Source organism: Pseudomonas sp. BN102 (assembly GCF_029871245.1).
Taxonomy (GTDB): domain Bacteria; phylum Pseudomonadota; class Gammaproteobacteria; order Pseudomonadales; family Pseudomonadaceae; genus Metapseudomonas.
In genome coordinates, this window is record NZ_SSON01000050.1 from 87,630 (window position 1) to 110,270 (window position 22,641).

26 protein-coding genes and 1 rRNA gene are annotated in these 22,641 nt (G+C 65.1%); 14 read left to right on the forward strand and 13 right to left on the reverse strand.

Features of this window, described 5'->3' with window-relative positions; all coding sequences use genetic code 11:
• The first annotated feature begins 253 nt into the window (after positions 1 to 253).
• Positions 254 to 1,180, forward strand: coding sequence for a transaldolase (gene tal / locus E8F12_RS10275; protein ID WP_280325136.1), 927 nt, complete (start codon positions 254 to 256; stop codon positions 1,178 to 1,180).
• A 60-nt stretch (positions 1,181 to 1,240) separates the two neighbouring features.
• Here the strand turns inward: tal and rssC are convergent, their stop codons facing one another.
• Both rssC and rssB read right to left on the reverse strand, forming a co-directional pair.
• Positions 1,241 to 1,723: an anti-sigma factor antagonist RssC gene (rssC, locus tag E8F12_RS10280; protein ID WP_280325137.1), complete on the reverse strand. Its 483-nt coding sequence runs from the start codon at positions 1,721 to 1,723 to the stop codon at positions 1,241 to 1,243.
• Complete coding sequence (gene rssB, locus E8F12_RS10285) at positions 1,720 to 2,904, reverse strand: two-component system response regulator RssB (RefSeq protein WP_280325138.1); 1,185 nt, start codon at positions 2,902 to 2,904, stop codon at positions 1,720 to 1,722. The genes rssC and rssB overlap by 4 nt, the downstream gene beginning before the upstream one ends.
• 217 nt (positions 2,905 to 3,121) lie before the next feature.
• Here rssB and E8F12_RS10290 point away from each other — a divergent pair, with 217 nt between their 5' ends.
• Complete coding sequence (locus E8F12_RS10290; protein ID WP_280325139.1) at positions 3,122 to 3,436, forward strand: PilZ domain-containing protein; 315 nt, start codon at positions 3,122 to 3,124, stop codon at positions 3,434 to 3,436.
• 45 nt (positions 3,437 to 3,481) lie between these two features.
• Here E8F12_RS10290 and E8F12_RS10295 read toward each other — a convergent pair whose 3' ends face one another.
• On the reverse strand, positions 3,482 to 4,183 hold the full coding sequence (locus E8F12_RS10295) for a VacJ family lipoprotein (RefSeq protein WP_280325140.1): 702 nt from the start codon (positions 4,181 to 4,183) through the stop codon (positions 3,482 to 3,484).
• 104 nt (positions 4,184 to 4,287) lie between these two features.
• On the opposite strand from E8F12_RS10295, the gene E8F12_RS10300 reads away from it, so the two are divergent.
• The 3 genes from E8F12_RS10300 (at position 4,288) to E8F12_RS10310 (ending at position 5,901) form a co-directional block, all read left to right on the forward strand.
• Positions 4,288 to 4,707 carry a thioesterase family protein gene (locus tag E8F12_RS10300; RefSeq protein WP_280325141.1) on the forward strand — a complete coding sequence of 140 codons (420 nt, stop codon included), beginning with the start codon at positions 4,288 to 4,290 and terminating at the stop codon, positions 4,705 to 4,707.
• Positions 4,708 to 4,762: 55 nt separating this feature from the next.
• Positions 4,763 to 5,503, forward strand: a complete 741-nt coding sequence (locus E8F12_RS10305; RefSeq protein WP_280325142.1) for an HAD family phosphatase — start codon at positions 4,763 to 4,765, stop codon at positions 5,501 to 5,503.
• Positions 5,504 to 5,637: 134 nt separating this feature from the next.
• Positions 5,638 to 5,901, forward strand: coding sequence for a DUF4404 family protein (locus tag E8F12_RS10310; RefSeq protein ID WP_280325143.1), 264 nt, complete (start codon positions 5,638 to 5,640; stop codon positions 5,899 to 5,901).
• Between the two features lie 85 nt (positions 5,902 to 5,986).
• Here the strand turns inward: E8F12_RS10310 and queF are convergent, their stop codons facing one another.
• Positions 5,987 to 6,817, reverse strand: coding sequence for an NADPH-dependent 7-cyano-7-deazaguanine reductase QueF (gene queF / locus E8F12_RS10315; protein ID WP_280325145.1), 831 nt, complete (start codon positions 6,815 to 6,817; stop codon positions 5,987 to 5,989).
• A 178-nt stretch (positions 6,818 to 6,995) separates the two neighbouring features.
• On the opposite strand from queF, the gene E8F12_RS10320 reads away from it, so the two are divergent.
• Together E8F12_RS10320 and E8F12_RS10325 are read left to right on the forward strand one after the other, a co-directional pair.
• Positions 6,996 to 7,676, forward strand: a complete 681-nt coding sequence (locus E8F12_RS10320) for a heavy metal response regulator transcription factor (protein WP_280325146.1) — start codon at positions 6,996 to 6,998, stop codon at positions 7,674 to 7,676.
• Positions 7,676 to 9,043, forward strand: a complete 1,368-nt coding sequence (locus E8F12_RS10325; RefSeq protein ID WP_280325147.1) for a heavy metal sensor histidine kinase — start codon at positions 7,676 to 7,678, stop codon at positions 9,041 to 9,043. The genes E8F12_RS10320 and E8F12_RS10325 overlap by 1 nt, the downstream gene beginning before the upstream one ends.
• 48 nt (positions 9,044 to 9,091) lie before the next feature.
• Here E8F12_RS10325 and E8F12_RS10330 read toward each other — a convergent pair whose 3' ends face one another.
• Positions 9,092 to 9,922 carry an undecaprenyl-diphosphate phosphatase gene (locus E8F12_RS10330; RefSeq protein WP_280325148.1) on the reverse strand — a complete coding sequence of 277 codons (831 nt, stop codon included), beginning with the start codon at positions 9,920 to 9,922 and terminating at the stop codon, positions 9,092 to 9,094.
• A 399-nt stretch (positions 9,923 to 10,321) separates the two neighbouring features.
• Here E8F12_RS10330 and E8F12_RS10335 point away from each other — a divergent pair, with 399 nt between their 5' ends.
• From E8F12_RS10335 to E8F12_RS10345, 3 genes are all read left to right on the forward strand, one after another.
• On the forward strand, positions 10,322 to 10,936 hold the full coding sequence (locus E8F12_RS10335) for a hypothetical protein (RefSeq protein ID WP_280288684.1): 615 nt from the start codon (positions 10,322 to 10,324) through the stop codon (positions 10,934 to 10,936).
• Positions 10,937 to 11,004: 68 nt separating this feature from the next.
• The gene (gene pnuC, locus E8F12_RS10340) at positions 11,005 to 11,571 is read left to right on the forward strand and encodes a nicotinamide riboside transporter PnuC (protein WP_280325149.1); all 567 of its coding nucleotides are present in this window, start codon (positions 11,005 to 11,007) and stop codon (positions 11,569 to 11,571) included.
• A complete protein-coding gene (locus E8F12_RS10345; protein ID WP_280325150.1) occupies positions 11,568 to 12,089 on the forward strand; it encodes an AAA family ATPase in 522 nt (173 codons plus the stop codon). Before pnuC ends, E8F12_RS10345 begins: the two co-directional genes overlap by 4 nt.
• Before the next feature lie 196 nt (positions 12,090 to 12,285).
• On the opposite strand, the gene E8F12_RS10350 is transcribed toward E8F12_RS10345, so the two are convergent.
• The 4 genes from E8F12_RS10350 to E8F12_RS10365 are packed head-to-tail and all read right to left on the reverse strand — an operon-like array spanning position 12,286 to position 14,895.
• Positions 12,286 to 13,608: an ATP-binding protein gene (locus E8F12_RS10350; RefSeq protein ID WP_280325152.1), complete on the reverse strand. Its 1,323-nt coding sequence runs from the start codon at positions 13,606 to 13,608 to the stop codon at positions 12,286 to 12,288.
• On the reverse strand, positions 13,605 to 14,273 hold the full coding sequence (locus tag E8F12_RS10355; RefSeq protein ID WP_280288688.1) for a response regulator transcription factor: 669 nt from the start codon (positions 14,271 to 14,273) through the stop codon (positions 13,605 to 13,607). The genes E8F12_RS10350 and E8F12_RS10355 overlap by 4 nt, the downstream gene beginning before the upstream one ends.
• The gene (locus tag E8F12_RS10360; RefSeq protein ID WP_280288689.1) at positions 14,273 to 14,587 is read right to left on the reverse strand and encodes a PepSY domain-containing protein; all 315 of its coding nucleotides are present in this window, start codon (positions 14,585 to 14,587) and stop codon (positions 14,273 to 14,275) included. Before E8F12_RS10360 ends, E8F12_RS10355 begins: the two co-directional genes overlap by 1 nt.
• Entirely contained in the window at positions 14,587 to 14,895 is a 309-nt protein-coding gene (locus tag E8F12_RS10365) for a PepSY domain-containing protein (RefSeq protein ID WP_280325153.1), read from the reverse strand. The genes E8F12_RS10360 and E8F12_RS10365 overlap by 1 nt, the downstream gene beginning before the upstream one ends.
• 169 nt (positions 14,896 to 15,064) lie before the next feature.
• Here E8F12_RS10365 and E8F12_RS10370 point away from each other — a divergent pair, with 169 nt between their 5' ends.
• Positions 15,065 to 16,144 (forward strand): patatin-like phospholipase family protein, encoded by a 1,080-nt coding sequence (locus E8F12_RS10370; RefSeq protein ID WP_280325154.1) that lies wholly within the window; start codon positions 15,065 to 15,067, stop codon positions 16,142 to 16,144.
• A 58-nt stretch (positions 16,145 to 16,202) separates the two neighbouring features.
• Entirely contained in the window at positions 16,203 to 17,111 is a 909-nt protein-coding gene (locus tag E8F12_RS10375) for a hypothetical protein (RefSeq protein WP_280325155.1), read from the forward strand.
• On the opposite strand, the gene E8F12_RS10380 is transcribed toward E8F12_RS10375, so the two are convergent.
• The 3 genes from E8F12_RS10380 to hmpA are packed head-to-tail and all read right to left on the reverse strand — an operon-like array spanning position 17,063 to position 19,733.
• A complete protein-coding gene (locus E8F12_RS10380; RefSeq protein WP_280288693.1) occupies positions 17,063 to 18,253 on the reverse strand; it encodes an NnrS family protein in 1,191 nt (396 codons plus the stop codon). The two genes, E8F12_RS10375 and E8F12_RS10380, sit on opposite strands and share 49 nt — an antisense overlap.
• On the reverse strand, positions 18,240 to 18,497 hold the full coding sequence (locus E8F12_RS10385; protein ID WP_280288694.1) for a transmembrane sensor/regulator PpyR: 258 nt from the start codon (positions 18,495 to 18,497) through the stop codon (positions 18,240 to 18,242). The genes E8F12_RS10380 and E8F12_RS10385 overlap by 14 nt, the downstream gene beginning before the upstream one ends.
• 54 nt (positions 18,498 to 18,551) lie before the next feature.
• On the reverse strand, positions 18,552 to 19,733 hold the full coding sequence (gene hmpA, locus E8F12_RS10390) for an NO-inducible flavohemoprotein (protein WP_280288695.1): 1,182 nt from the start codon (positions 19,731 to 19,733) through the stop codon (positions 18,552 to 18,554).
• A 148-nt stretch (positions 19,734 to 19,881) separates the two neighbouring features.
• Between hmpA and norR the strand changes: the two genes are divergently transcribed.
• Positions 19,882 to 21,438, forward strand: a complete 1,557-nt coding sequence (norR, locus tag E8F12_RS10395; protein WP_280325156.1) for a nitric oxide reductase transcriptional regulator NorR — start codon at positions 19,882 to 19,884, stop codon at positions 21,436 to 21,438.
• Positions 21,439 to 21,555: 117 nt separating this feature from the next.
• The gene (gene queD, locus E8F12_RS10400; RefSeq protein ID WP_280288697.1) at positions 21,556 to 21,912 is read left to right on the forward strand and encodes a 6-carboxytetrahydropterin synthase QueD; all 357 of its coding nucleotides are present in this window, start codon (positions 21,556 to 21,558) and stop codon (positions 21,910 to 21,912) included.
• 338 nt (positions 21,913 to 22,250) lie between these two features.
• Here the strand turns inward: queD and rrf are convergent.
• Positions 22,251 to 22,366, reverse strand: a 5S ribosomal RNA gene (rrf, locus tag E8F12_RS10405).
• Positions 22,367 to 22,641: the final 275 nt, after the last annotated feature.

The following is a 22,641-nucleotide window of genomic DNA, read 5'->3' on the forward strand; positions in this document are numbered from 1 at the left end:
TCTGGCTGAATCTCCTGTCAGCCTGTTGCCCCAGAATTTCTGGGCTCTCATAGAAGAAGACGGACGAGCGCGGAAAAACCGCAATAAAAATGCGAAATCTTTTTCTTCGTCGGACCAGCGGAACCTGCATCCCCCCTCCCCCGGTCAGTAAGGATGGGCAGGCGAGCAGCCTGTAAAAAAGCCCTTACGCCCCCGTTGAGCAGCCCAGGCGGCTCGGGTAAGGTCACTTCATCCGCCACGACAAGGTTTCGCCATGACCTCCAAGCTGGACCAACTCAAGCAGTACACCACCGTCGTTGCCGACACCGGCGATCTGGACGCGATTTCCCGCCTCAAGCCGGTGGACGCCACAACCAACCCCTCGCTGCTGCTCAAAGCCGCCGCTATGCCGCGCTATGCCGACCTCCTCGACAGCGCCGTGGCCGCCAGCGGCAATGACCTGGGCCTGGCCTGCGACCGTTTCGGCGTGGCCGTTGGCCAGGAGATCCTCAAGGTGATTCCGGGGCGCATCTCCACTGAGGTGGATGCGCGCCTGTCCTTCGATACCGACGCCACCTTGCGCCGCGCCGAGCGCCTGATCGGCCTCTATGAAGAAGCCGGCATCGGCCGTGACCGCGTGCTGATCAAGATCGCCTCCACCTGGGAGGGTATCCGCGCGGCGGAGCAGCTGGAGCGCGAGGGCGTCCAGACCAACCTGACCCTGCTGTTCAACTTCGCCCAGGCGGCTGCCTGCGCGGATGCCGGGGTATTCCTGATTTCCCCCTTCGTCGGCCGGATCTACGACTGGTACAAGAAAGCCGAAGGCCGCGATTTCGTCGGCAATGAAGACCCGGGCGTGCAGTCAGTTTCACGCATCTATCGCTACTACAAGGCCAACGGCTACCGGACGGTGGTGATGGGTGCGAGCTTCCGGAATCTCGGGCAGATCGAGGCGCTGGCCGGCTGCGACCGCCTCACCATCAGCCCCGAACTCCTGCAGAAACTGGCCGAAGATCAGGGTTCGCTGACGCGCAACCTGGCCCCCGGCAGCGATGCCGAAGCTCGCGTGGTGCTGGATGAGACAGCCTACCGCTGGCAGCTGAACGAGGACGCCATGGCGACCGAGAAGCTGGCCGAGGGCATCCGCCTGTTCGCCCGTGACCAGGAGAAGCTGGAAGCTCTGCTCGCTTCCCGCCGCTGAAATGCAAACGCGCGCAGCCTTTGCGGGCTGCGCGCGTAATGGTCAGGCGGAAACGACGGGTCAGCTGCGCTCGAGGGCGCTGACCAGGTCGTGGAAGGCTTCGCGGTTCGACTCGTTGAGCCCCATGAGGATGCGGTGGGCTTCCAGCACCTTGGTGCGGACCACCTCCTCCGTCTGGTCCTGCGGCGGCAGGTCTTCCAGGCATTCAGGGCAGGGAATCGGCGTACCGACGATATTGAACACCTGATCGAATCCCATCGACTGCAACAGTCGGGTGATATCGGGGTGGGTGGTCACTACCGTGGGCAGCAGGCCCACTTTCTGCCGCGAGAGGATCGACAGCTTGGCCAGAAGGCCCAGCGTCGTACTGTCGATGCTTCGGGTTTCCGTGAGATCGATGACGATCGCCGAGAAATTCAGCGCCGTGAAGATCTTTTCGATGGTTGAATCCAGGGCCGAACACAGGGTCAGGCGGATTTCTCCGACAAACTTGAGGACGAATGTCCCGTCCTGCTCGGCAAACTGGATTTTACCGGTACTCATGCAAGGTTCCTGCTCAACACCAGCAAGGCGATATCATCCGGCATCTCGCCCAGGCTGGCCAGCCCAAATACTTGTCGCAAGCCATCCAGACTGCCACCTGCCTCGCACACCAGATCCGGCAGCGCGGCTTCCTTATCTTTGAGAGTATTCCCGGGCAAAAGGTCCAGGATACCGTCGGAGAGCAAGGTCAGGCTGAAGGCCGGTGGCAGCTCGATGACATGATCATCATAGCTCGCCTCGTCGAACAGCCCCACCGGCAGGCCCTTGCCGGCCAGGTAAGAGGCCTTGCCCTCACTGTAGAGCACCGGCAAGGGCAGATGCCCGCCGATGCTGTAAGTCAGTTTGCCGCTCTGCTCGTCTATCACACCGCCCAGCATGGTCACGTGCTTGCCCAGCTTGCAGTTGATCAGGCCACGGTTGATGTGCCCGAGCACCTCGGAAGGCTTGAACTCGGGCAAGGTGCCGTTGCGCCGGGACTCGTAGAGCAGGCGCGTGGTCATGAACTTGAGCAGCACGGTGACGAAGGCCGAAGAAGCGCCGTGGCCGGAAACGTCTGCCAGATAGAACGCCACCCGGCGCTCATCGACACGGAAGTAATCGACGAAGTCCCCCGAAAGGTACAGCGACGGAATGATCTGGTGGGCGAAGCGCAGGCCATCCACCATCCAAGGCGTCACCGGCAGCATGTTCATCTGCACCTGGCGGCCAGCGTTCTGGTCCTCCTGCAGCAGATGCAGGCTGGCCTGCAGCTCGCGGTTGGCGGCTTCGAGCTTCTCCCGGTAGCGGCGGTTTTCCAGGCGCAGGGCCGAGCGATCGAGGGCACGGCGCACCGAGTGCTCGAGAACGGCCAGGTCCTCCAGGGGCTTGATCAGGTAGTCCGCCGCACCAAGGCGCAGGGCTTCGACCGCGTCGCTCATCACGCCGGCGCCGGAAACCACTATCACCGGGGTTTCTGATTCAAGCTCGGAAATTCGGCGAATCAGTTCCAGGCCATCGACCTGGGGCATGCGCAGGTCGCAGATCACCAGATCAGGGCGATCCCGCTCGAAAACCTGCAGCCCCTGCAGGCCGTTGCTGGCCTGCCGAACGCTGAAACCACTGTCTTCCAGATAGGCCGCGAGGCTCGCGCGCACGACCTCGTCGTCGTCAATAATCAGCAGCTTGGCACTGGGATTGTGCATGGAGTATCCAGGCAAACGGCGCCAGGGATGGGTTGGTTTTAGCACCCGATCTAAGGCCCGAGCACGAGTACGGGGGTTCGCTTTACGGCGCAGACGGTACTCCCATCCGCAGGGCGATTCAAGCTTGCAGCGCGCGTCGAACTCTGCCTTTACACCTGAAATCGCTGGAAGTTATAAGTGGTTCAAGGCGACTCCATGACAACAAGAGGACCAGTACGTGAGCCTGGACGACCGCAACGACAGCGACAAGCGCGATTTCATCCGGATGCAGGTGCAGACCCAGGCCATCCTGGAGCACGCCGGCCGGCAGTATCCCACCCTCTGCCTGGACCTCTCCAGCAGCGGCATACAGCTGGAAGCGGACGTGAACCTCGCGGTCGGCGACCGCGTCCGCGTGCTCATCCCGCCCGAGCACAGCGCACTCAAGGGACTGGAGGCCGAGGCCGAAGTCGTGCGCGTCGGCGAGCTCCCAAGCGGCGGCCAGACCCTTGGCCTGGTCATCCTGGAAATGTCCCAGGCGGTAAAGGCCTGAAACGAAAAAGGCGACCCCGAGGTCGCCTTTTCATGGGGCTGTCGCTTAGAAGTCGTCTTCGACCTCGCCGTCCTTCACCTTGAACTCGCGGTTCTGCAGGTAGGCATTGCGAATGAAGATGTACTTGTCGCCGGTGATCAGCTTCTCGGCCGACAACAGGTTGGCGCGGGTATCCACCACATCCACCGCGCGGGTCACGTTGCGGGTCGGTACATGGTCGATATAGGGGTAAGGACCGAGGAAGCTGTCCGGGACCATACCGCCGGCATCGCGCACGGTGCTGGGGCCGAAGAACGGCAGCACCAGGTAGGGGCCGCTGCCTACGCCCCAGTAGCCCATGGTCTGGCCGAAGTCCTCGTCGTTGCGCTGCAGCCCCATCTGGGTAGCGACGTCGAAGAAGCCGAGCAGGCCGAAACTGGTGTTGAAGATCAGGCGGCTGGTGTCGACGCCGGCATCGTGGAACTTGGCCTGGAACAGGTCGTTGGCCAGGTTACCCACATCGCCGATATTGCCGAAGACATTGTGGATGCCATCTTCCAGGAACTGCGGGGTCACCGCCTGGTAGCCCTTGGCGACGGGCTTCAGCGCATAGGTATCGAGGGTATCGTTGAAGCGGAATATCGCGCGGTTGAAGCCCTCCCAGGGGTCATCCTCCGCAGCGTGCGCGGCGATAGGGAGTATCGCCAGGCTCAGGCAGGCCAGCGCGCGACCCAGGCGGCCGAGCCACTGAGCACCGATCAATTGCATTGCAGACTCTCCTTGAGAAAAGTAGTGTGGCGGCCCTGCCGCCCCACCGACGGCGCGCAGTATAAGGCCATCGCTCCATCAGGGCAGCATAGCGGACAGCCATCATGCCGGAAAAAACCTTGCTTCATGTTGCACATATCCCCGTTCGCTGGGGCGACATGGACAGCTATGGTCACGTCAACAACACCCTCTACATCCAGTACCTGGAAGAAGCCCGGGTGGCCTGCTTCGAGCGTCTCGGCATCAACATGAACAACGTGCCCCAGGGCCCGGTAGTACTGCAGACCCTGCATACCTACCTCAAGCCCGTGGTGCATCCGGCCACTGTGGTCATCGAACTGTACGCCGGCCCGGTGGGCAACAGCAGCTTGGTGCTGGAGCACCGCCTGAGCACCCTGGAAGACCCGGAAACGCTCTACGGAGAAGGCCATTGCAAGCTAGTCTGGATCGATCACGATACCAACAGGTCGGTACCGGTGCCCGATGCCCTGCGCCAGGCCCTGGGGACCGACAAGCGTTCGTAACGCCGTTGTCATCCAGGGCGGTTAGCCTGCGCCAGACCTCGTCAGGACGACGCCGATGCCCCAGAGCCAACCGCCCGCCTTCACCGCCATCCTCTTCGGCCTCTCCGGCTGCTTGGTGGACTTCGGTTCCCGTACCCTGCCCCTGGCGCTGACCCGACTGCTGCCGGATTGCCCGGTAGAACGCCTGGCCGAAACCACCGGCCTGGAGCCGCTGGCAGCCCTCGACCACGCCTTGGGCGCCTCCGCCAGCGAAGCGCAACTGCAGGCCTTCCAGCAGCAGTTGCTCGACGCCGCGAGCGAGCATGCCGAAGTCGTGGCCGACCTCGATACGCTGGCCAGCCTGGTAGACGGCAGCAAGGTGCCCTGCGCCTGGCTCGACGACTTGCCGGCCCCCGCCAGTTGGCGCCTGGCCGCTCCCCTGCCCGCCTGGCTGCGCCCCAGCGAACTCAACGGCGCCCGCCCCTGGCCCGCGCCGGACAGCTGCTGGCAGGCCCTGGCGGGGCTGGGTGTATCGCGCCTCGACGGCTGTGTGCTGGTCAGCGCCAATCCGCGTCTTTTGCAGGCAGGCCTGAATGCCGGGCTCTGGACCATAGGCCTGGCCGCCAGTGGCCCGCTGTGCGGCCTCGCACCCGCCGACTGGCAAGCCCTGGACAGCGCCGAACGCGACCGCCTGCGCGCCACCGCGACGCTGGAGCTCTACCGCCTCGGCGCCCACTCGGTGATCGACCACCTGGGCGAACTGGGCCCCTGCCTGGCCGATCTGGCGTCGCGCCGGGAGAAAGGCGAGAAGCCCTGAGTCGAGGCTGTTTTGTTACAGCCTTGATCCTGATCAGGCAGGCCCGGGCAGCCTGGATTAATCTCTAAGGCATGAGGGACCTTTGCCCCAGCGGCAGGGGTCCACTCCTGAGTCATTCGCAAAGGGAGAAAGTCATGCCTGAACGCCTGCAGCAGCAACTGCAACAACTGCGCGAACAGCTGGCCCAGGAGCCGCCGCTGGATGCAGAGGAGCGCGCATCGCTGATCGAGTTGATGCAGGAAATCGAACTGCGCCTGGCCCAAGACGCCGCCAGCGCACCGGACGCGAGCCTGGTGGACGGCGTCAATCTGGCCGTGGAACGATTCGAGACCCGCCACCCCACCCTCGCTGGCACCCTGCGCAACATCATGCAGAGCCTGGCGAACATGGGCATCTAGCCCACGAAAAGCAAAAACCCCGACTTCGAGTCGGGGTTTTCGTCATTCAGCCGGCCTGGGCTCCGGGCCCTGAAGCGCCCTTGCGCTACTGCCGCACCAGCCGGCGATTGTCCACCTGGCGTTCATGGGTACTGCGATAGGGGTTGATATCCAGGCCGCCGCGGCGAACGTAACGGGCATAGACTGTCAGCTGCTCGGGCTGCAACAGGCGCTTGAGGTCGAGGAAGATACGTTCCACGCACTGTTCATGGAAATCGGCATGCTGGCGGAAGCTCACCAGGTAGGCCAGGAAGCTGGCGTGATCCAGCTTCGCCCCGCGGTATTCCACGACCACGGTGCCCCAGTCCGGCTGACCGGTGACCGGGCAGTTGGACTTCAGCAGATGGCTGTGCAGCGCCTCCGTCACCTGCTGGCCGGCGTCCGCGCGCAGCAGCTCGGGCTGCGGATGCTCGTAGTTGTCGATGCGCACATCCAGCTCGTCGATGCACTGGCCCGGCAGTCTGGCCACACCCTCGGCCTCCACCTCCGCCAGGCTGCGCACCCGCACCTTCACCGGAGCGCCCGCCGCAGCGCTCAGGTCCCGTTTGAGCACCTGCTCGAGCTCCCGGGGGCCGGCATAGACGGACTGGTTCAGCGAGTTCAGGTACAGCTTGAAGGACTTGGATTCAATGATGTTCGGCGAATCGGCCGGAATGGCGAATTCGCCGATGGCCACCACCGGCTTTCCGGACGGCGTCAGCCAGGACAGCTCGTAGCAATTCCAGTAGTCCACGCCAACGTACGGCAGGGTCGCAGCGGTCAGTCCCAGCTCGTTCCACTTGGTCACGCGGGAAATCGGGAAGAGCAGCTCCGGATTGTAGGTGCTGACGTACTCGCTGGATTTGCCCAGCGGTGAATGTTCGGCGGGATGATGCATGGCGCGGACCTGAGAATGCGAAAACCGGGCAATTGTATACAGTCGCGCCGCCGCTGGAAAATCCGCGGCACCAACGGCGCTGCCGCATTACAACTATGTCAGCTTTCCCTGTCCGGCCAGCCGGCACGGTATAAAGCAGCAGCCAACGCGATGAGCCCAGCATGAAACCACTGCCAGCATGAAATTACTGATAGTCGAAGACGAACCCAAGACTGGCCAGTACCTGCGCCAGGGCATGGCCGAGGCCGGACTTGCCGCCGACCTCGCCACCGACGGCCTCGAAGGCCGCGCACTGGCCCTTTCCGGCGAGTACGACCTGGTCATCCTCGATGTGATGCTCCCCGGCCTCGACGGCTGGCAGGTACTGCGCAGCCTGCGCGAGGCCGGCGTGCTGGTTCCGGTGCTGTTCCTCACCGCGCGGGACGCCGTGGAAGAGCGCGTCCACGGCCTGGAACTGGGCGCCGATGACTACCTGATCAAGCCCTTCGCCTTCGCCGAGCTCCTCGCCCGCGTCCGCACCCTGCTGCGCCGCGGCGCCACCAGCCCGCAGGAAACCAGCCTGGAACTGGCCGACCTGCGCCTGGACCTGTTGAGCCGGCGGGTGGAGCGCAGCGGCCGGCGCATCGACCTCACCGCCAAGGAGTTCGCCCTGCTGGAATTCCTCCTGCGCCGCCAGGGCGAAGTGCTGCCCAAGGCGCTGATCGCTTCGGAAGTCTGGGACATGCACTTCGACAGCGAAACCAACGTGATCGAAGTCGCCATCCGCCGCCTGCGAGCCAAGCTGGACGACGACTTCCCCACCAAGCTGATCCATACAGTGCGTGGCCTGGGCTATGTGCTGGAGGCGCGCGAAGGCTGATGCGCGGTCTCTCCCTTACCGCCCGCCTCGGCCTGCTGTTCGCCGCCTGCACGGCCGCCGTCTCGCTGACCGCCGGCGTGCTCTTCAGTCGCGCCAGCCAGGCCCACTTCGTCGAACTCGACCAGCAACTGCTGGAAAGCCGGCTGGCATCCTTCCGCGCGCTGGTGCGCGAAGCGGACAGCCCCGCCAGCCTGGCGCCGCGCCTGGAAGCCTTGCAGGCCGAACTGCGCCTGCACCCTGACCTCGCCCTGCGCCTGGAGGGCAGCGAAGGCCAGTACTGGTTCAACAGCGCCGAAGGACTCCGCGCCCCGGGGCGCGACGGCCTGCACGAATGGCAGCAGGACGGCACCGACTACCGGACCTTTGGCGCACCACTACGGCCGGAAGACCCGGCCTCGCCGCGCCTCACCCTGGCGCTGGATATCACCCACCACCAGCACTTCCTCGAGCGCATGCAGCGGCTGATCTGGCTCACCGTGGGGCTTTCGGCCCTGGCCACCGCCCTGCTCGGCGCCTGGGCCGCACGCAGCGGCCTGCGGCCCCTGCACCGCATGGCCGTAGTCGCTGCCGGCGTTTCCGCCAGCTCCCTCACCACCCGCCTGGCGGACGACCAGGTGCCCCTGGAACTGGTGGAACTCGTGCGCGCCTTCAATGCCATGCTGGCGCGGCTCGACGACGCCTTCCAGCGGCTTTCGGCCTTCTCCGCCGACATAGCCCATGAGCTGCGCACACCGCTGTCCAACCTCCTGACCCAGACCCAGGTGATCCTCAGCCAGGAGCGCGCGATCGACGACTACCGCGAGGCCCTGCATTCCAACCTGGAGGAACTCCAGCGCCTGGCGCAGATGGTCGGCGACATGCTGTTCCTGGCCAAGGCCGAGCACGGCCTGCTGGCCACCCGCCGCGAGCCCCTGGATCTCGCCAGCGAGCTGGATGCCCTGCTGGAGTACTTCAGCCCCCTGGCCGAGGACCGGCAGGTGACCATGAGCCGCACTGGCGAGGCGCACTTCGCCGCCGACCGCGGCATGTTGCGTCGCGCCCTTTCCAACCTGCTGGACAACGCCCTGCGCTTCACCCCGGAGTGCGGCCACATCGAGCTGAGCCTGGCCAGCGATGCCCGCGGCCTGCGCCTGGTCGTCGCCAACAGTGGTGCGGAGATTCCCGCCGAACTGCTGCCCCGGTTGTTCGACCGCTTCTTCCGCGCCGACCCCGCCCGCCGCGAGGGCCGCGAGGGCCGCGAGGGCCGCGAGCATGCCGGCCTGGGCCTGGCCATCACGCGCTCCATCGTCCGCGCCCACGGCGGCGACGTCCGCTGCGAGTCCGCCAATGGCTGGACCCGCTTCATCCTCGACTTTCCCGCCCCCTGAAACGCGAAAGGCGCGCCATTGGGCGCGCCTTCTCGGCAAACGGCTGGATCAGCCCTGGGCGGTGGACCAGTCGATCATGCCGAACTGCCAGGTCGCCAGGATCAGCAGGCCGAAACCGATACGATACCAGGCGAAGGCCGCATAGCTATGGCTGCCGATGAACTTCAGCAGGCTGCGCACAGCGATCATCGCGAAGATGAACGACACCACGAAGCCCACGGCGAACACCGGCAGGTCGCTGGGCTGGAACAGATCGCGGTACTTGTAGCCCGAGTACACCGCCGCGCCGACCATGGTGGGCATGGCGAGGAAGAAGGAGAACTCGGTGGCCGCCTTGCGCGACAGGCCGAACAGCAGGCCGCCGATGATGGTGGCGCCGGAGCGCGAGGTGCCCGGCACCAGCGCCAGGCACTGGGCGCAGCCGACCTTGAGGGCATGCTTCCAGGTCATTTCGTCGACGCTTTCGGCCTGGATCTTGTGCTGGCGCTGTTCGGCCCAGAGCATGACCACGCCGCCCACCACCAGGGCACTGGCCACCGTGATGGGGTTGAACAAGTAATGGTGGATCAGGTCGGCGAAGGCCACGCCCAAGATCACCGCCGGGAAGAACGCCACCAGCAGGTTGACCGTGAAGCGCTGGGCGCTGCGCTGGGTGGGCAGGCCGACCACGACGTCGAAGATCTTCCGCCGATACTCCCAGACCACGGCGAGGATGGCCGCCAGCTGGATGATGATGTTGAAAGCGATCGCTCGCTCTCCGGAAAATCCCAGCAGGTCCGCGACCACGATCTGGTGGCCGGTGCTGGAGATCGGCAGGAACTCCGTCAGGCCCTCGACAACCCCCAGAATGATGGCCTGCATGGCCGTCCACAAATCCATCGAAACTATCCCCCGAGACACGCCTGTCGTGCGGTCTTTGCATTCGAATGTGCAGGTAGCTGGCACCGCAGGAGTGCCGAACGGCGTTGAGACCGGGTGCCAGCGAGCAGGTTCCGGGGTCGATTGAGCTTCAGCTTTGCCCCGGAGGGCCGAAATGCTAACAGAGAGCCGGCCGGAAAGCGCGGCCAAAGACTGCTTGCCGCTGCCCGCCACCATCGCCAGGGCGGCTGCGATAATCACACGTTGTCACAGGCATCAGCCATAATGTGACGCAGACTGCCGGACTGACCCACGACAGCGCCACTGCGGCCGAACGAAACTACAGCGCCAGCTGGCGCCTCGGTCAATTGGCAGAACAACTCAACCGCCTGTTCGGGCAACTTCATGTATGGAACCAGCATGAACGATATGCAGCACCAGGAAGTCGACCTCAGCCAGCCACAGAACGTCGACCTGATCTGGGATCTGCACAGCATCGCCCGGCGCGAACTGGCCGAGCGCTTCATCCGGCTGTTCGAGAACCGGCTGTGCGTCTACTCCGAATCGGTGCGCCAGCTGTACACCAACTACAGCGTGCATTTTCCCAACGACCTCGGCCGCAAGATGGTGGTCCTGCCCGCGCCCTATGCGTTCCACGACACCCTTCACGGCATCGACCCCAGCGCCGTCCGCCGCACCGGCCTGTGCGTGCTTCCCGGCGCCGTGCTGGGCAAGCCCGGCCTGCTGATGAGCACCCAGGTCCGCGAAGGCGGGCCCGCGCCCAGGACCATGGCGTTCAAGCCGGCCCTGGCGCAGATCATCAGCAACCAGAAGAAGATCGGCGACGTCTTCCTGCCGATCCTGATGAAGGGCGACCTGCGCGAGTTCGGCCAGCAACTGCCCTATATCCATCTGCACCGCCTGCAGGTGCACAAGCTCACCCGGCTCTCCGCCTTCGAACGCAGCGATATCCAGCAGGCCATCATCCGCAAGCTGCTGATGCTCTATCGCGAAGCTGACAACCTGGCCTGCTGAGCCCGCAGCGCCCCCCCCCCGGCCTCGAGCCGCTACAATCGCCGGCTTTCCTCCGCGAGAACTACGCCGTGTCACCGCTCGAACTCATCGCCGCCACCCTCGGCGTGCTGGCCGTATGGCTCACCGTCAGGCAGAACCCCTGGTGCTGGCCGATCGGCCTGGTCATGGTGCTGATGTACAGCTGGATCTTCTTCGAGGTGAAGCTCTACTCGGACATGCTCCTGCAACTGGCCTACGCCGTGCTGCAGTTGTACGGCTGGTGGCAGTGGACACGCGGCGGCGAGCGTGACGACGGGCGCCAAGTGAGCCGCCTGGAATCGCAGCAAATGGGCCTGGGCCTGCTGGCCGGTGGTCTGGTCAGCCTGGCCCTGGGCTATGCCATGGCAACCTGGACCGACGCTGCGGCGCCCTGGTGGGACGCCGCGCTCACCGCTTTCAGCCTGGTGGCCCAGTGGTGGATGGCGCAGAAGCGTCTGGAATGCTGGTTGCTCTGGATAGCCGTGGACCTGCTGTTCGTGCTGCTGTTCCTCAGCAAGGGCCTGTACCTAACGGCGGCGCTCTACGGACTCTTCACCCTGCTGGCGGTGCAGGGGTGGCGCACCTGGCGGCGTGATCTGGCGCCGGTCGCGGCATGAAAGTCCTGGTACTGACCGGGCCGGAGTCCAGCGGCAAGAGCTGGCTGGCGGCCGAACTCCAGGCGGAATTCGGCGGATTGCTGGTGGGCGAATACGTTCGCCACTTCATCGACCGCGAACAGCGGGACACCTGCTATGCCGACATTCCCGCCATAGCCCGTGGCCAGCTTGCCTGGGAAGACGACGCCCGCGCCAAGTGCCCTCACCTGCTGATCCTCGATACGCACCTGCTCAGCAACATGCTCTGGAGCCAGAAGCTGTTCGGCGCCTGCCCCGCCTGGCTGGAAGCCGAGCTACTGGCCCGGCGCTACGACCTGCATCTACTGCTGAGCCCGGACCAGGTGGCCTGGGTAGACGATGGCCAGCGCTGCCAACCGGAGCTGTCGGAACGGCGCGCCTTCTTCGAAGATTGCCGCGCCTGGCTGGAAGGTACCGGCCAGGCCTATGAGTTGATCGAGGGGGATTGGGAAGCCCGGCGACGGTATGTCGTGAAACGGGTTGAATGTTGGCTGCGCTGACCCGGGGCACCGCACCCACGGCGGGAGCGATTTCAATGGATATGTCCTAACAGGTCGGGACTCTTGTAGGAGCCAGCCTGCTGGCGAAGGGGCTCATTTCGCGAGCAAGCTCGCTCCTGCGGGGTTCAAGGCTCGTCGGTCGAAGCCTGGCAACAGCCAATGCGGACAGAGCCACTTCAATCGCCTGCGGATTTACCTACGAAGGCGTTGCGGCGGGAAGTTCGATGCTTACCCGCAGGCCGCCGAGGGGACTGTCCTGCAGGCTCAGGCGGCCGCCCCAGGCTTCGACTATGTCACGCACTATGCCAAGGCCCAGGCCGTGACCTGCCACCTGCTCGTCCAGGCGCGTGCCACGGCCGATCACCGACTCGCGCTGGTCTTCGGCAATGCCGGGACCGTCATCGTCGACCATCAGGCTGTAGCCCTCATCTCCCGTACGGATGGTCAGGTTGACCTGGCTTTCCGCCCATTTGCAGGCGTTGTCCAGCAGGTTGCCAAGCAGTTCCAGCAGGTCCTCGCGATCCCAGGGCAGCCGCAGGCCTTCGGGCGCAGACCAGTCCAGGTCGAGACCACGGTCATGGATCATCGCCAGGGTGGAGAACAGGCCGGGGAGTTCCTCGGCGCAGTCGAAATGCGCCCCCGGCAACGCCTCCCCGGCCAGGCGCGCACGGCCCAGTTCGCGGCCAAGGCGCTGTTCGATCTGCTCCAGTTGTTCACGCAGTGTCGCGCGCAACTCTGGGTTGGCACGCAGCTCCTCGCGTTCGGCCAGGCTGACCAGCACGGCGAGCGGCGTCTTCAGGGCATGGCCGAGGTTGCCTAGGGCATTGCGCGAGCGCATCAGGGTGTCTTCGGTGTGGCTGAGCAGGTGATTGATCTGCGCCACCAGGGATTCCAGCTCCTCGGGCACCCGGCTATCCAGCTCGCTACGCTGCCCTTGCTGCAGCTGGGCGATCTGCTGGCGGACCTCCTCCAATGGACGCAGCGCACGGCGCACGGTGAAGCGTTGCAGGGCGAGGATCAGCAACAGCCCGGCCACGCCCAGGGCAAAGCCCGTCCACTGCGCGCGGCGGAAGCTTTCCAGCAGCGGCGTGTAGTCCTGGGCCACGGCTATCCGAACCTGGCGGCCGAAGCGGCGGTAGTCGCCACGCCAGGCCAGCAGCTCCTGGTCGCCGGGCCCCGGAAGCAGGCCGGGCGCCAACCCCTTTTGCGCCGGCATGGCCAGCTCGCTGTCCCAGAGGGAGCGTGAGCGCCAGGGTTGCTCGCCGAGTTCGATGATGAAGTAGCGGCCGGAATAGGGCTGCTGATGGACGGGGTTGAGGCGCTGTTCGTCCAGCTGGATGCCATTGGGACCGCGCACCAGGGCGCCGAGTAGCAACTCGGCCTCGCTGCGCAGCCCCTCGGCCAGGTAGCGCCGCAGGCCAATGTCGAATAACCAGAGGCTGGTTTGCGCCAGCACCAGCCCGACCAGAAGCAGGGCGCCGGCCAGCCCGAGGCTGAGCCGGCGCTGGATCGACCTCACCGGCTCTCACCGGTAAAGCGGTAACCCTGGCCGCGTCGGGTCTCGATCACCTCACGGCCGAGCTTGCGGCGCAGGTGATTGACGTGCACCTCGATCACATTGGAATCCCGCTCGGTCTCGCCGTCGTAGAGATGCTCGGCCAGGTGGCTCTTCGACAGGAGCTGGCCGGGATGCAGCATGAAGTAGCGCAACAGACGGAATTCCGCAGCGGTCAGCTGCACGTCCTCGCCGTTGCGGCTGACGCACTGGCGGCCCTCGTCCAGGTGCAGGCCGGCCGCTTCCAGCCTGGGCTGGTTGGCCAGGCCGTGGGCACGGCGCAGCAGCGCCTGGATCCGCAGGGCCAGCTCCTCGGGATGGAAGGGCTTGGTCAGGTAATCGTCGGCGCCGGCCTTGAGGCCGTCGATGCGCTCGGCCCAGGAGCCGCGCGCGGTGAGCACCAGTACCGGCGTCGCCAGCCCACCGGCACGCCACTCCTGTAGCACCTCGAGCCCCGGCTTGCCGGGCAGGCCGAGGTCAAGAATGATCAGGTCGTAAGGTTCGCTGGCCCCCTGGTGCAATGCGTCACGCCCGTCGGCCAGCCAGTCCACGGCATAGCCTTGACGACCGAGGCTGGTGGTCAGCTCATCGGCCAGGGGTACATGGTCCTCTACCAGCAACAACCGCATCAGTCGTCTTCCTCGTCCTTCAGAATTCGCCCGTCGCGGGCATCCAGTTCCAGCTCACGCACCGTACCATCGGCGGTGATCAGCTCCACTTCGTAAATGTAGACGTCATCCTCTTCCTCCAGCTCGGCCTCCAGCAATCGCGCCCCGGGGTAAAGCCCCAGGGCGCTGCTCAGGAGTTGCTCGAGGGGCAGGATCACACCCTCTTCACGGAGCTTCAGGGCCTCGTCCTGATCCAGGTCCCTGGCCACCGCCTCGAGGGCGAAGATGGCCAGGATCAGGGCGATGATCCCGCTGTAGCGAAAGATCCAGCGCATCAGTCGTCCTGGTGATCCTTGAGGATCTGGCCGTTGGTGGCATCAAGCTCGAGATCCCACTGCACGCCCTGGGCGTCGCGCAGTTCGACCTGGTAGATATGGCGGCCGTACTCTTCTTCCAGCTCGGTTTCATTGATGGTGCCGCCGGGGTGCTTGGCGATGGCCGCGGCGTTGAGCTTCTCGAACGATTGGATGGTGCCGGCGTCGCGCAGCTTCAGGGCTTCGTCCGGGCCAAGGTCGCGCGCCTGGGCGAGACCGGCGGTGGTGGCGAGGGCAGCAGCGGCGAACAGGGCAGTGAGTTTCTTCATGAGTCATTTCCTTGGGAGTTGTGTGCTTTCGATGGGTGCAAGATACCCGGCACGACTTAATCCAAGCTGAATTTGCCGCCGGACTTGGAAAGCATCATTCATCCGCTGAAGCGACTTGGTACTGGCAGGGGCGCCACTATAATCGCTGCCTTGCATTCAGGAGGCCTGCATGAGCGCCATTCAGATCAAGTTTCCCGCCCTCACCCTGCGCGCAGGACGCCGCGCCATGGCGCGTATCCATGAACAAGGCCTCAAGCCCGCAGACGTCGGCATCCTGCCCGGCGCCGCGGGCGGCCCCAAGGCGCTGGGCATCCAGGGCCTGGACCTGGTGCTGTTCGGCAACTGGCTGCCGAGAGCGCCCCGGGAACGCTCGCTGATCGGCGCCTCCATCGGCTCCTGGCGTTTCGCCAGCGCCTGCCTGCCGGACGCCGCGGCCGGCATCCGTCGCCTGGGCGATCTCTACACCAGCCAGCGTTTCCCCAAGGGCGTGAGCATGGCGGAGGTCAGTCGCCTCTGTGGCCTGATGCTGGACGAACTGCTGCAGGACCAGGACGCCCAGGTGTTGGCCAACCCGCACTACCGCCTGAACGTGGTGGTGGTGAAGAGCCACGGCCTGCTCGCCCATGACCGCCGCGGCGCCCTGGGCCTGGGTTTGTCCTCGGTCATCGGCAGCAACCTGCTGGGCCGCTCGCGCCTGGCCCGGCATTTCGAGCGGGTCATCCTCCACGACGCCCGCCTGGCCCCGCCGCTGGCGGCACTGTCCGACTTCCCCTCGCGCTTCCACGCCCTCGACCTGGGCAACCTGCGTCATGCCCTGCTCGCCTCGGGTTCGATACCCATGGTGATGGAAGGCGTGCGCGACATTCCCGGCGCCGGCCCCGGCACCTACCGCGATGGCGGCCTGCTCGACTACCACCTGGACCTGCCCTACAACCCGGGCGGCGTGGTGCTCTATCCGCACTTTACCGACAAGGTGGTGCCAGGCTGGTTCGACAAGGGCCTGCCCTGGCGCAAGGGGGATGCCGAGCGCCTGCAGGACGTGCTGCTGCTCGCCCCGTCACGCCAGTACCTGGCCACCCTGCCCCACGGCAAGCTGCCCGACCGCAAGGACTTCAAGCGCTACCTCGGCGACGATGCCGGGCGCGAACGCTATTGGCGCAAGGCCATGGCCGAGAGCCAGCGCCTGGGCGACGAATTCCTCGAACTGGTAGATGGCGGCAAGCTCGGCGAGCGTCTCTTGAACCTCTGATTGAAGGAGCGACAGCCAACGGGTAGGCTGCCGCGCGAGCCAAGCAGGGAGTACAGGGATGAAGCTCGCAGTCGCCATCATTCATGGCATCGGCAATCAGCCGGATTCACGGGACACCGAAGGCCAGCACGCCTTTGCCCAGAGCCTCATCCGCGGACTGCGCAGGCGCCTGGGCGTGGCGTCGGAAGACATCGCCTTCCAGTCGCTGTACTGGGCCAGCGTGCTGGACAAGCGCGAGTTGGCCTACCTGGAGAAGCTCGAGCGGGAGCCGGTGCGCTGGCGCTGGATGCGCCGCCTGGTCACCCTCTTCCTCGGCGATGCCAGCGGCTACCGCAAGGTCAGCCAGGCCTACGACACCACCTACGAGCAAGTGCACCAGAGCGTGCGCAACGGCCTCAATGCGCTGCGCTCCAAGGTCGGGCCGACCACCCCTCTGGTGGTGCTGGCCCACTCCCTGGGCGGGCACATCATCTCCAACTACGTCTGGGACCAGCAGAAGCTCAACGTCACGCCGAGCTGCCCGCGCGATCCCTTCCTCGCCATGGAAACCCTCGCCGGCCTCGTCACCTTCGGCTGCAATATCCCGCTCTTCACCTTCGCCTACGACCCGGTGCAGCCGATCCGCTTTCCCGGGCACTGCCTCGATGAGCGTCTGAGCCGCGCGGCGCGCTGGCTGAACGTCTATGCACCGGCCGACCTGCTGGGCTACCCACTGCGCCCGGTGCAGGGCTATGCCGGCGTGGTGCACGAAGACAAGGCCATGTCCGTGGGCCCCTGGTACAAGCGGCACACGCCCCTGACCCACCTGGAGTATTGGGACGATAGGGGCTTCCAGGACTACCTGGCCCGGCACATCGGCGAACTACTGCGCGCCTGCCCCGGCGAGCCAATTCGCCAGGCAGAGGCTTCAACGGGCGATCAGCCCGGCCTGCCATCCAGTCGCGGCGTGCACAACAGCACCGCGTAATGCCGCAGGAACAGCGCGAACGCCAGCCCCCAACAGAGAGCGGCAAGCCATAACGCAGTACCGGGCAACCACGACACCAGGACCACCCGGGCCAGCGCGCCCAGATTCAGCAAGGCGAAGGCCAGCCCCATCGCCCGCGGCGCCTCCAGCGGTCGGCCGCTGTGGCCCAGGCTGACCCGAGCGATCATCGCCAGGATCAGCCCGCCCATGGCGCCCACACCGAGCGCATGCTGCGCCAGGCTCGAATTGCCCAGCATGCCCAGATGCCAGGCCGCCAGTCCCAAGGGAGCCGCTGCCAGCCAGGCGAAGGCCAGATGCAGCGGCCAGAGCAGTGTCACGCGCCAGATGCCGGCGTCGTACCAGCGCGCCAGGCGCAGCAGGTTACCCAGGCCGAGCACGGCACAGAGCGGCGCCAACCAGGGATTGGCTTGCAGGCCAACGCCGCTGGCGAAAACGACAGCCAGCAGGACGCCGGCCAGCAGCATGATCCAGTCCAGCCAGGGCCAGGCCTTGACCTGCTGGGTACGCCCCAACCCGCGCTGGGTGAAAAACGGAATGACCCGGCCACCGATCAGCCCCATCAGCGCGGCCACCAGCCAGAGCGCGGCCAGCACGCCCTGGCGCTGCAGGCCGTCGTCGGCGAAAGCCAGGCCCCATAGCACCAGGGCATCGGCAGCGGCCAGGAGCATCAGCACTGCCACTACCGGGTAGTTGCCGCGCTGGCGCACGCGCCAGAGGCTGCAACCCATCGCCAGTGCAACCGCCGGCAGGAAAGAGATTTCAAGGGGAATCAGCAGCGCCAGGGGCGCACCAAGCAGCCAGGCCAGGCGTGCGGCCAGCCAGAGCATTGCCAACAAGGCCAGGGAGCGGCCACGCAGTCCCGGATTACCTGTCCAGTTCTGCACCGCCGTGAGCAGGAAGCCGGCGATGATCGCGCCGCCGAAGCCGAAGACCATCTCGTGACGATGCCAGGCGAGCCAGCCGCCCGCAGGCTGCCAGGCGCCGGCGTGGCCGTGGAGCGCTGCCAGCCAGATCAGCACGGCCACCAGGGCGAACGCCGTGCCGAAGAGGAAGAAAGGCCTGAAGCCCAGGCGCCAGATCGGGCGGATGGCCAGTTCACGCGAGGCATCAAGCAATTGCACAGCAGAACTCCTGCGCAGCCTTGCGCATCTGGTAGAGGGCGGTGAGGCGCATCACGTAGCCAAGCTTGATCAGGGTGGGCCCGAGAATGACCATGCCGTGGGCGCCGACCAGCGTCAGCAGTTCGAGATGGGCATCGAGGTAGTAGGCACCGGCTATGCCCAGCAACAGCTGGGCCAGGCCCGTCCAGAGAAACAGATGAGAGAGTCGCAGCAGGCGTTGGGGGCAACCGAACAAACCAGTCATGATCTTGCTCTCCTCGGTTGAAGGCCCGGCGCGCTGGGCGCCGGGCCGCTGTGGTCAGGCCTCCAGGGCGCTGGCCGGTCCAAAGAACTCGTAGTGGCATTGGCGATCGGGTACGCCCAGCTCGCGCAGATGCTTCTTCACCTGGGCCATGAAGGGCTTGGGCCCGAGGAAGTAGGCATCCAAATCACGCTCGGCGGGCAGCCATTGCGCCAGTTGATCGCGGGTCAGGAAGCCGGAGGCGTCAGCCTGGTCTTGGGGGTGCGGCTCGCTGTAGCAGAAGAACCGGCTGAGCTGCGGAATGGCGGCAACTTTCTCCTCGATCCAGTCGCGGAAGGCATGGACCGCACCATTGCGTGCGCAATGGATGAAATGGATCGGCCGCCCGCTGTCCTGCGCAGCCTCCAGCATGGCCAACGCCGGGGTAATGCCGACGCCGGCGGTGATCAGCACCAGGGGCTTGCTGCCCGGGCGCAGGACGAAGTCACCGGCCGGGGCGAACAACTCGATGCGCTGGCCCACGTCGAACTGGTCGTGCAGGTAATTGGAAACCCGGCCGCCCTCCTCGCGTTTGACGCTGATGCGGTACTCGCGGCCATTAGCGAGGGCCGAGAGCGAATAGTTGCGGCGGACTTCCTCGCCATCCAGGAACAGGCGCAGCCCGATGTACTGGCCAGGGGTGAATTCCATCAGCTCACCGCCGTCTTCCGGAGCGAAGTAGAAGGAGGTGATCTCCGCGCTTTCCACTTCCTTGCGTACCAGGCGGAACCAGCGCGCACCACGCCAGCCCCCGACAGCAGCTGCGCTGGCGGCGTAGACTTCCTCTTCGGCGCCGATCAGCAGGTCTGCCAGTTGCTGGTAGGCAGCGGCCCAGGCCTCTATCACCTCGTCGGTGGCGATCTCGGCGCCCAGCACTTCACGGATGGCGCGCAGCAGGCAGGCGCCAACAATGGGGTATTGCTCGGGTAGTACTTGCAGGGCCACGTGCTTGTTGACGATCTTGCTCACCAGCGGGCCGAGGGTCTCCAGCTGGTCGATGTGTCGGGCGTACATCAGCACGCCGTTCGCCAGGGCGCGCGGCTGGTCGCCGCTGGCCTGGTGAGCCTGGTTGAACAGCGGCCGCACTTCCGGGTACTCACCCAGCATGATCTTATAGAAGTGGCTGGTCAGCGCCTCCCCGCCGGTTTCCAGCAGGGGCACGGTGGATTTGACGATGGCACGTTGTTGGCTGGACAGCATAGGGACTCCGTTATGGGTTGGGTCTTTCTGCCTTTACTAATCCAGCTTTCGTGCCAACATTTTATCCCATATAAATCAATAACTTATAATTTTAAGTGTTTTTTTGACTACACTGCCGAGCAGGTCATATCGACACTGTGGAGTCATAATGACAACGCACCCCTTGCTGCAGACGCTGATCCCGCTGGTCAGCGATCTCTCCCGCGAACTACCCGAGCGCGAACGTTATCGACGCCTGCTCGAAGCCTTGCGCGGACTCCTGCCCTGCGATGCCACTGCCCTGCTGCGCCTGGACGGCGACCAGTTGGTGCCCCTGGCGGTGGACGGCCTGAGCCAGGACACCCTGGGGCGGCGCTTCAAGGTCTCCGAGCACCCTCGGCTGCAGGCACTGATGGAGCGCCGTGGCGTCACCCATTTCGCCGCGGACTGCGGGCTGCCCGACCCCTACGACGGGCTGGTAGAAGGTCACCAGGAACACCTGGAAGTGCACGACTGCCTGGGTTGCTCCCTCTACCTCGACGATCGCCCCTGGGGACTGCTGACTCTGGATGCCATGGACCCTGCACGCTTCGACGGCCAGGACCTGGAGATGCTGGAAGGCTTCGCCAGCCTGGCGGCGGCCACGGTGAAAGCCGTCGAGCGCATGGACAGCCTCAGTCGTCGCGCCCAGGACGAGCAGCAGCTGGCGGAGGTCTATCGCCAGGCGGCCGGCCAGGTCCGCCCTCGGGAAATGATCGGGCAAAGCTCGGCCCACAAGGCATTGCTCGAAGAGATCACCCTGGTGGGCAGCAGCGAGCTCACCGTGCTGATCAGCGGCGAAACCGGCGTCGGCAAGGAACTGGTGGCCCAGTCCATCCATGGCCGCTCGCTGCGCGCCAAGCATCCGCTGATCAGCCTCAACTGCGCCGCCCTGCCCGACACCCTGGTGGAGAGCGAGCTATTCGGCCATGTGCGCGGCGCCTTCTCCGGCGCAGTGAACGAGCGCAAGGGCAAGTTCGAATTGGCCCATGAAGGTACCCTCTTCCTGGATGAGGTGGGCGAGCTGCCATTGGCGATCCAGGCCAAGTTGCTGCGGGTGCTGCAGAGCGGACAGCTGCAGCGCGTCGGCTCGGACCGCGAGCACAGGGTCGACGTGCGCGTCATCGCGGCGACCAACCGCGACCTGGCCGAGGAAGTGCGCGCCGGCCGCTTCCGCGCCGATCTCTACCATCGCCTCAGCGTCTATCCCCTGCGTGTTCCGCCGCTGCGGGAGCGTGGCCGCGATGTGTTGCTGCTGACCGGCTACTTCCTCGAGGAGAATCGCGCCCGCCTCGGGCTGCGCAGCCTGCGCCTCAGCCAGGACGCCCAGGCCGCACTGCTCGGCTATGACTGGCCGGGCAATGTGCGGGAACTCGAACACCTGATCGGCCGTGCCGCCCTCAAGGCCCTGGCAGCCAGTCCGGAGCGACCACGCATCCTCACCCTGGCGGCCAATGATCTTGCCCTGCCCTTGCCGAGCAACCAGCCTACGGCGGTCGCAAGCCCATCCGAGACTCCGCCTGTTGTCGCGGCAGGCGACCTGCGTGAAGCCGTGGACCACTATCAGCGCCGGCTGATCACTGCCTGCCTGGAGCGCCAGCAGCAGAACTGGGCGGCGGCGGCCCGTGAACTCGGCCTGGACCGCGCCAACCTGCTGCGGCTGGCTAAGCGGCTGGGCATCAAGTGAGGGGAGGAGTTCGTCCGACTGCACCTGTCTTTTCGGTCAGGCTGCCTCAGAGCTGGTAAAATCAAGGCTTTCCTGCTTTGGCCAGAGCCTGGCCGTCACTTCAAGAGCGTTACTCAAGTGGAACTGTTCAAAGAATTCATCTTCGAAGCCGCGCACCGCCTCCCCCATGTGCCCGCCGGGCACAAATGCGGCCGCCTGCACGGGCACTCCTTCCGCGTCGCCATCTACATCGAGGGTGAGGTCGACCCTTATACCGGCTGGATCCGCGACTTCTCCGAGATCAAGGAAATCTTCAAGCCGCTCTACGAACAGCTCGACCACAACTACCTCAACGAGATTCCCGGCTTGGAAAACCCCACCAGCGAAGTGCTCTCCAAGTGGATCTGGCAGCAACTCAAACCCCTGCTCCCGGAACTCTCCCGCATTCGCATCCACGAGACCTGCACCAGTGGTTGCGAGTACCGCGGCGACTGACATCGCCACAAATGCAAAAGGCCACCCAAGGGTGGCCTTTTTTATGGATTGCCGTAGGGGCGAATTCATTATTCAACCGGACCGTCAGGTTCGGCCCGGGATGTCGATTGGTGCGCCGTGCGCACCGAATAACGCAGCCTCAAGCCTTGTAGCGTGAACATTGCTTTTCATGTCCACCATCCGCGGCCTGGCCTGGCTCCGATGGTGGACCGATGAAGCACGGCCTACCCAACAATTGCGCCAGAGCGCGCGTTCATTCGCCGACTCCCGGAAGGCTTTTCCTGCGCGCAAAGACAAACCCCCGATACGCGTTAGCGTATCGGGGGTTTGGGATAGAAGCTTGACGATGACCTACTCTCACATGGAGAAGCTCCACACTACCATCGGCGATGCGTCGTTTCACTACTGAGTTCGGGATGGGATCAGGTGGTTCCAACGCTCTATGATCGTCAAGCAATTCGGTTGGAGTCTCGTCTGGAACGCGACCCCGAATCAGGTACATGACAGCCTGCTTTTGCGGGTTCAGAGCGACTTTCGGTCTATCGACTCATCCGCCTGCAAGCTCGAGCTGGCTCCATCAGGGACTCAGCTCAGCAGTATTTTTCGGTTACTGCTCGAAGCACTCATTTCGAGAGTCTTCACTAAAAGACAAACCCCCGATACGCCTTAGCGTATCGGGGGTTTGGGATAGAAGCTTGACGATGACCTACTCTCACATGGAGAAGCTCC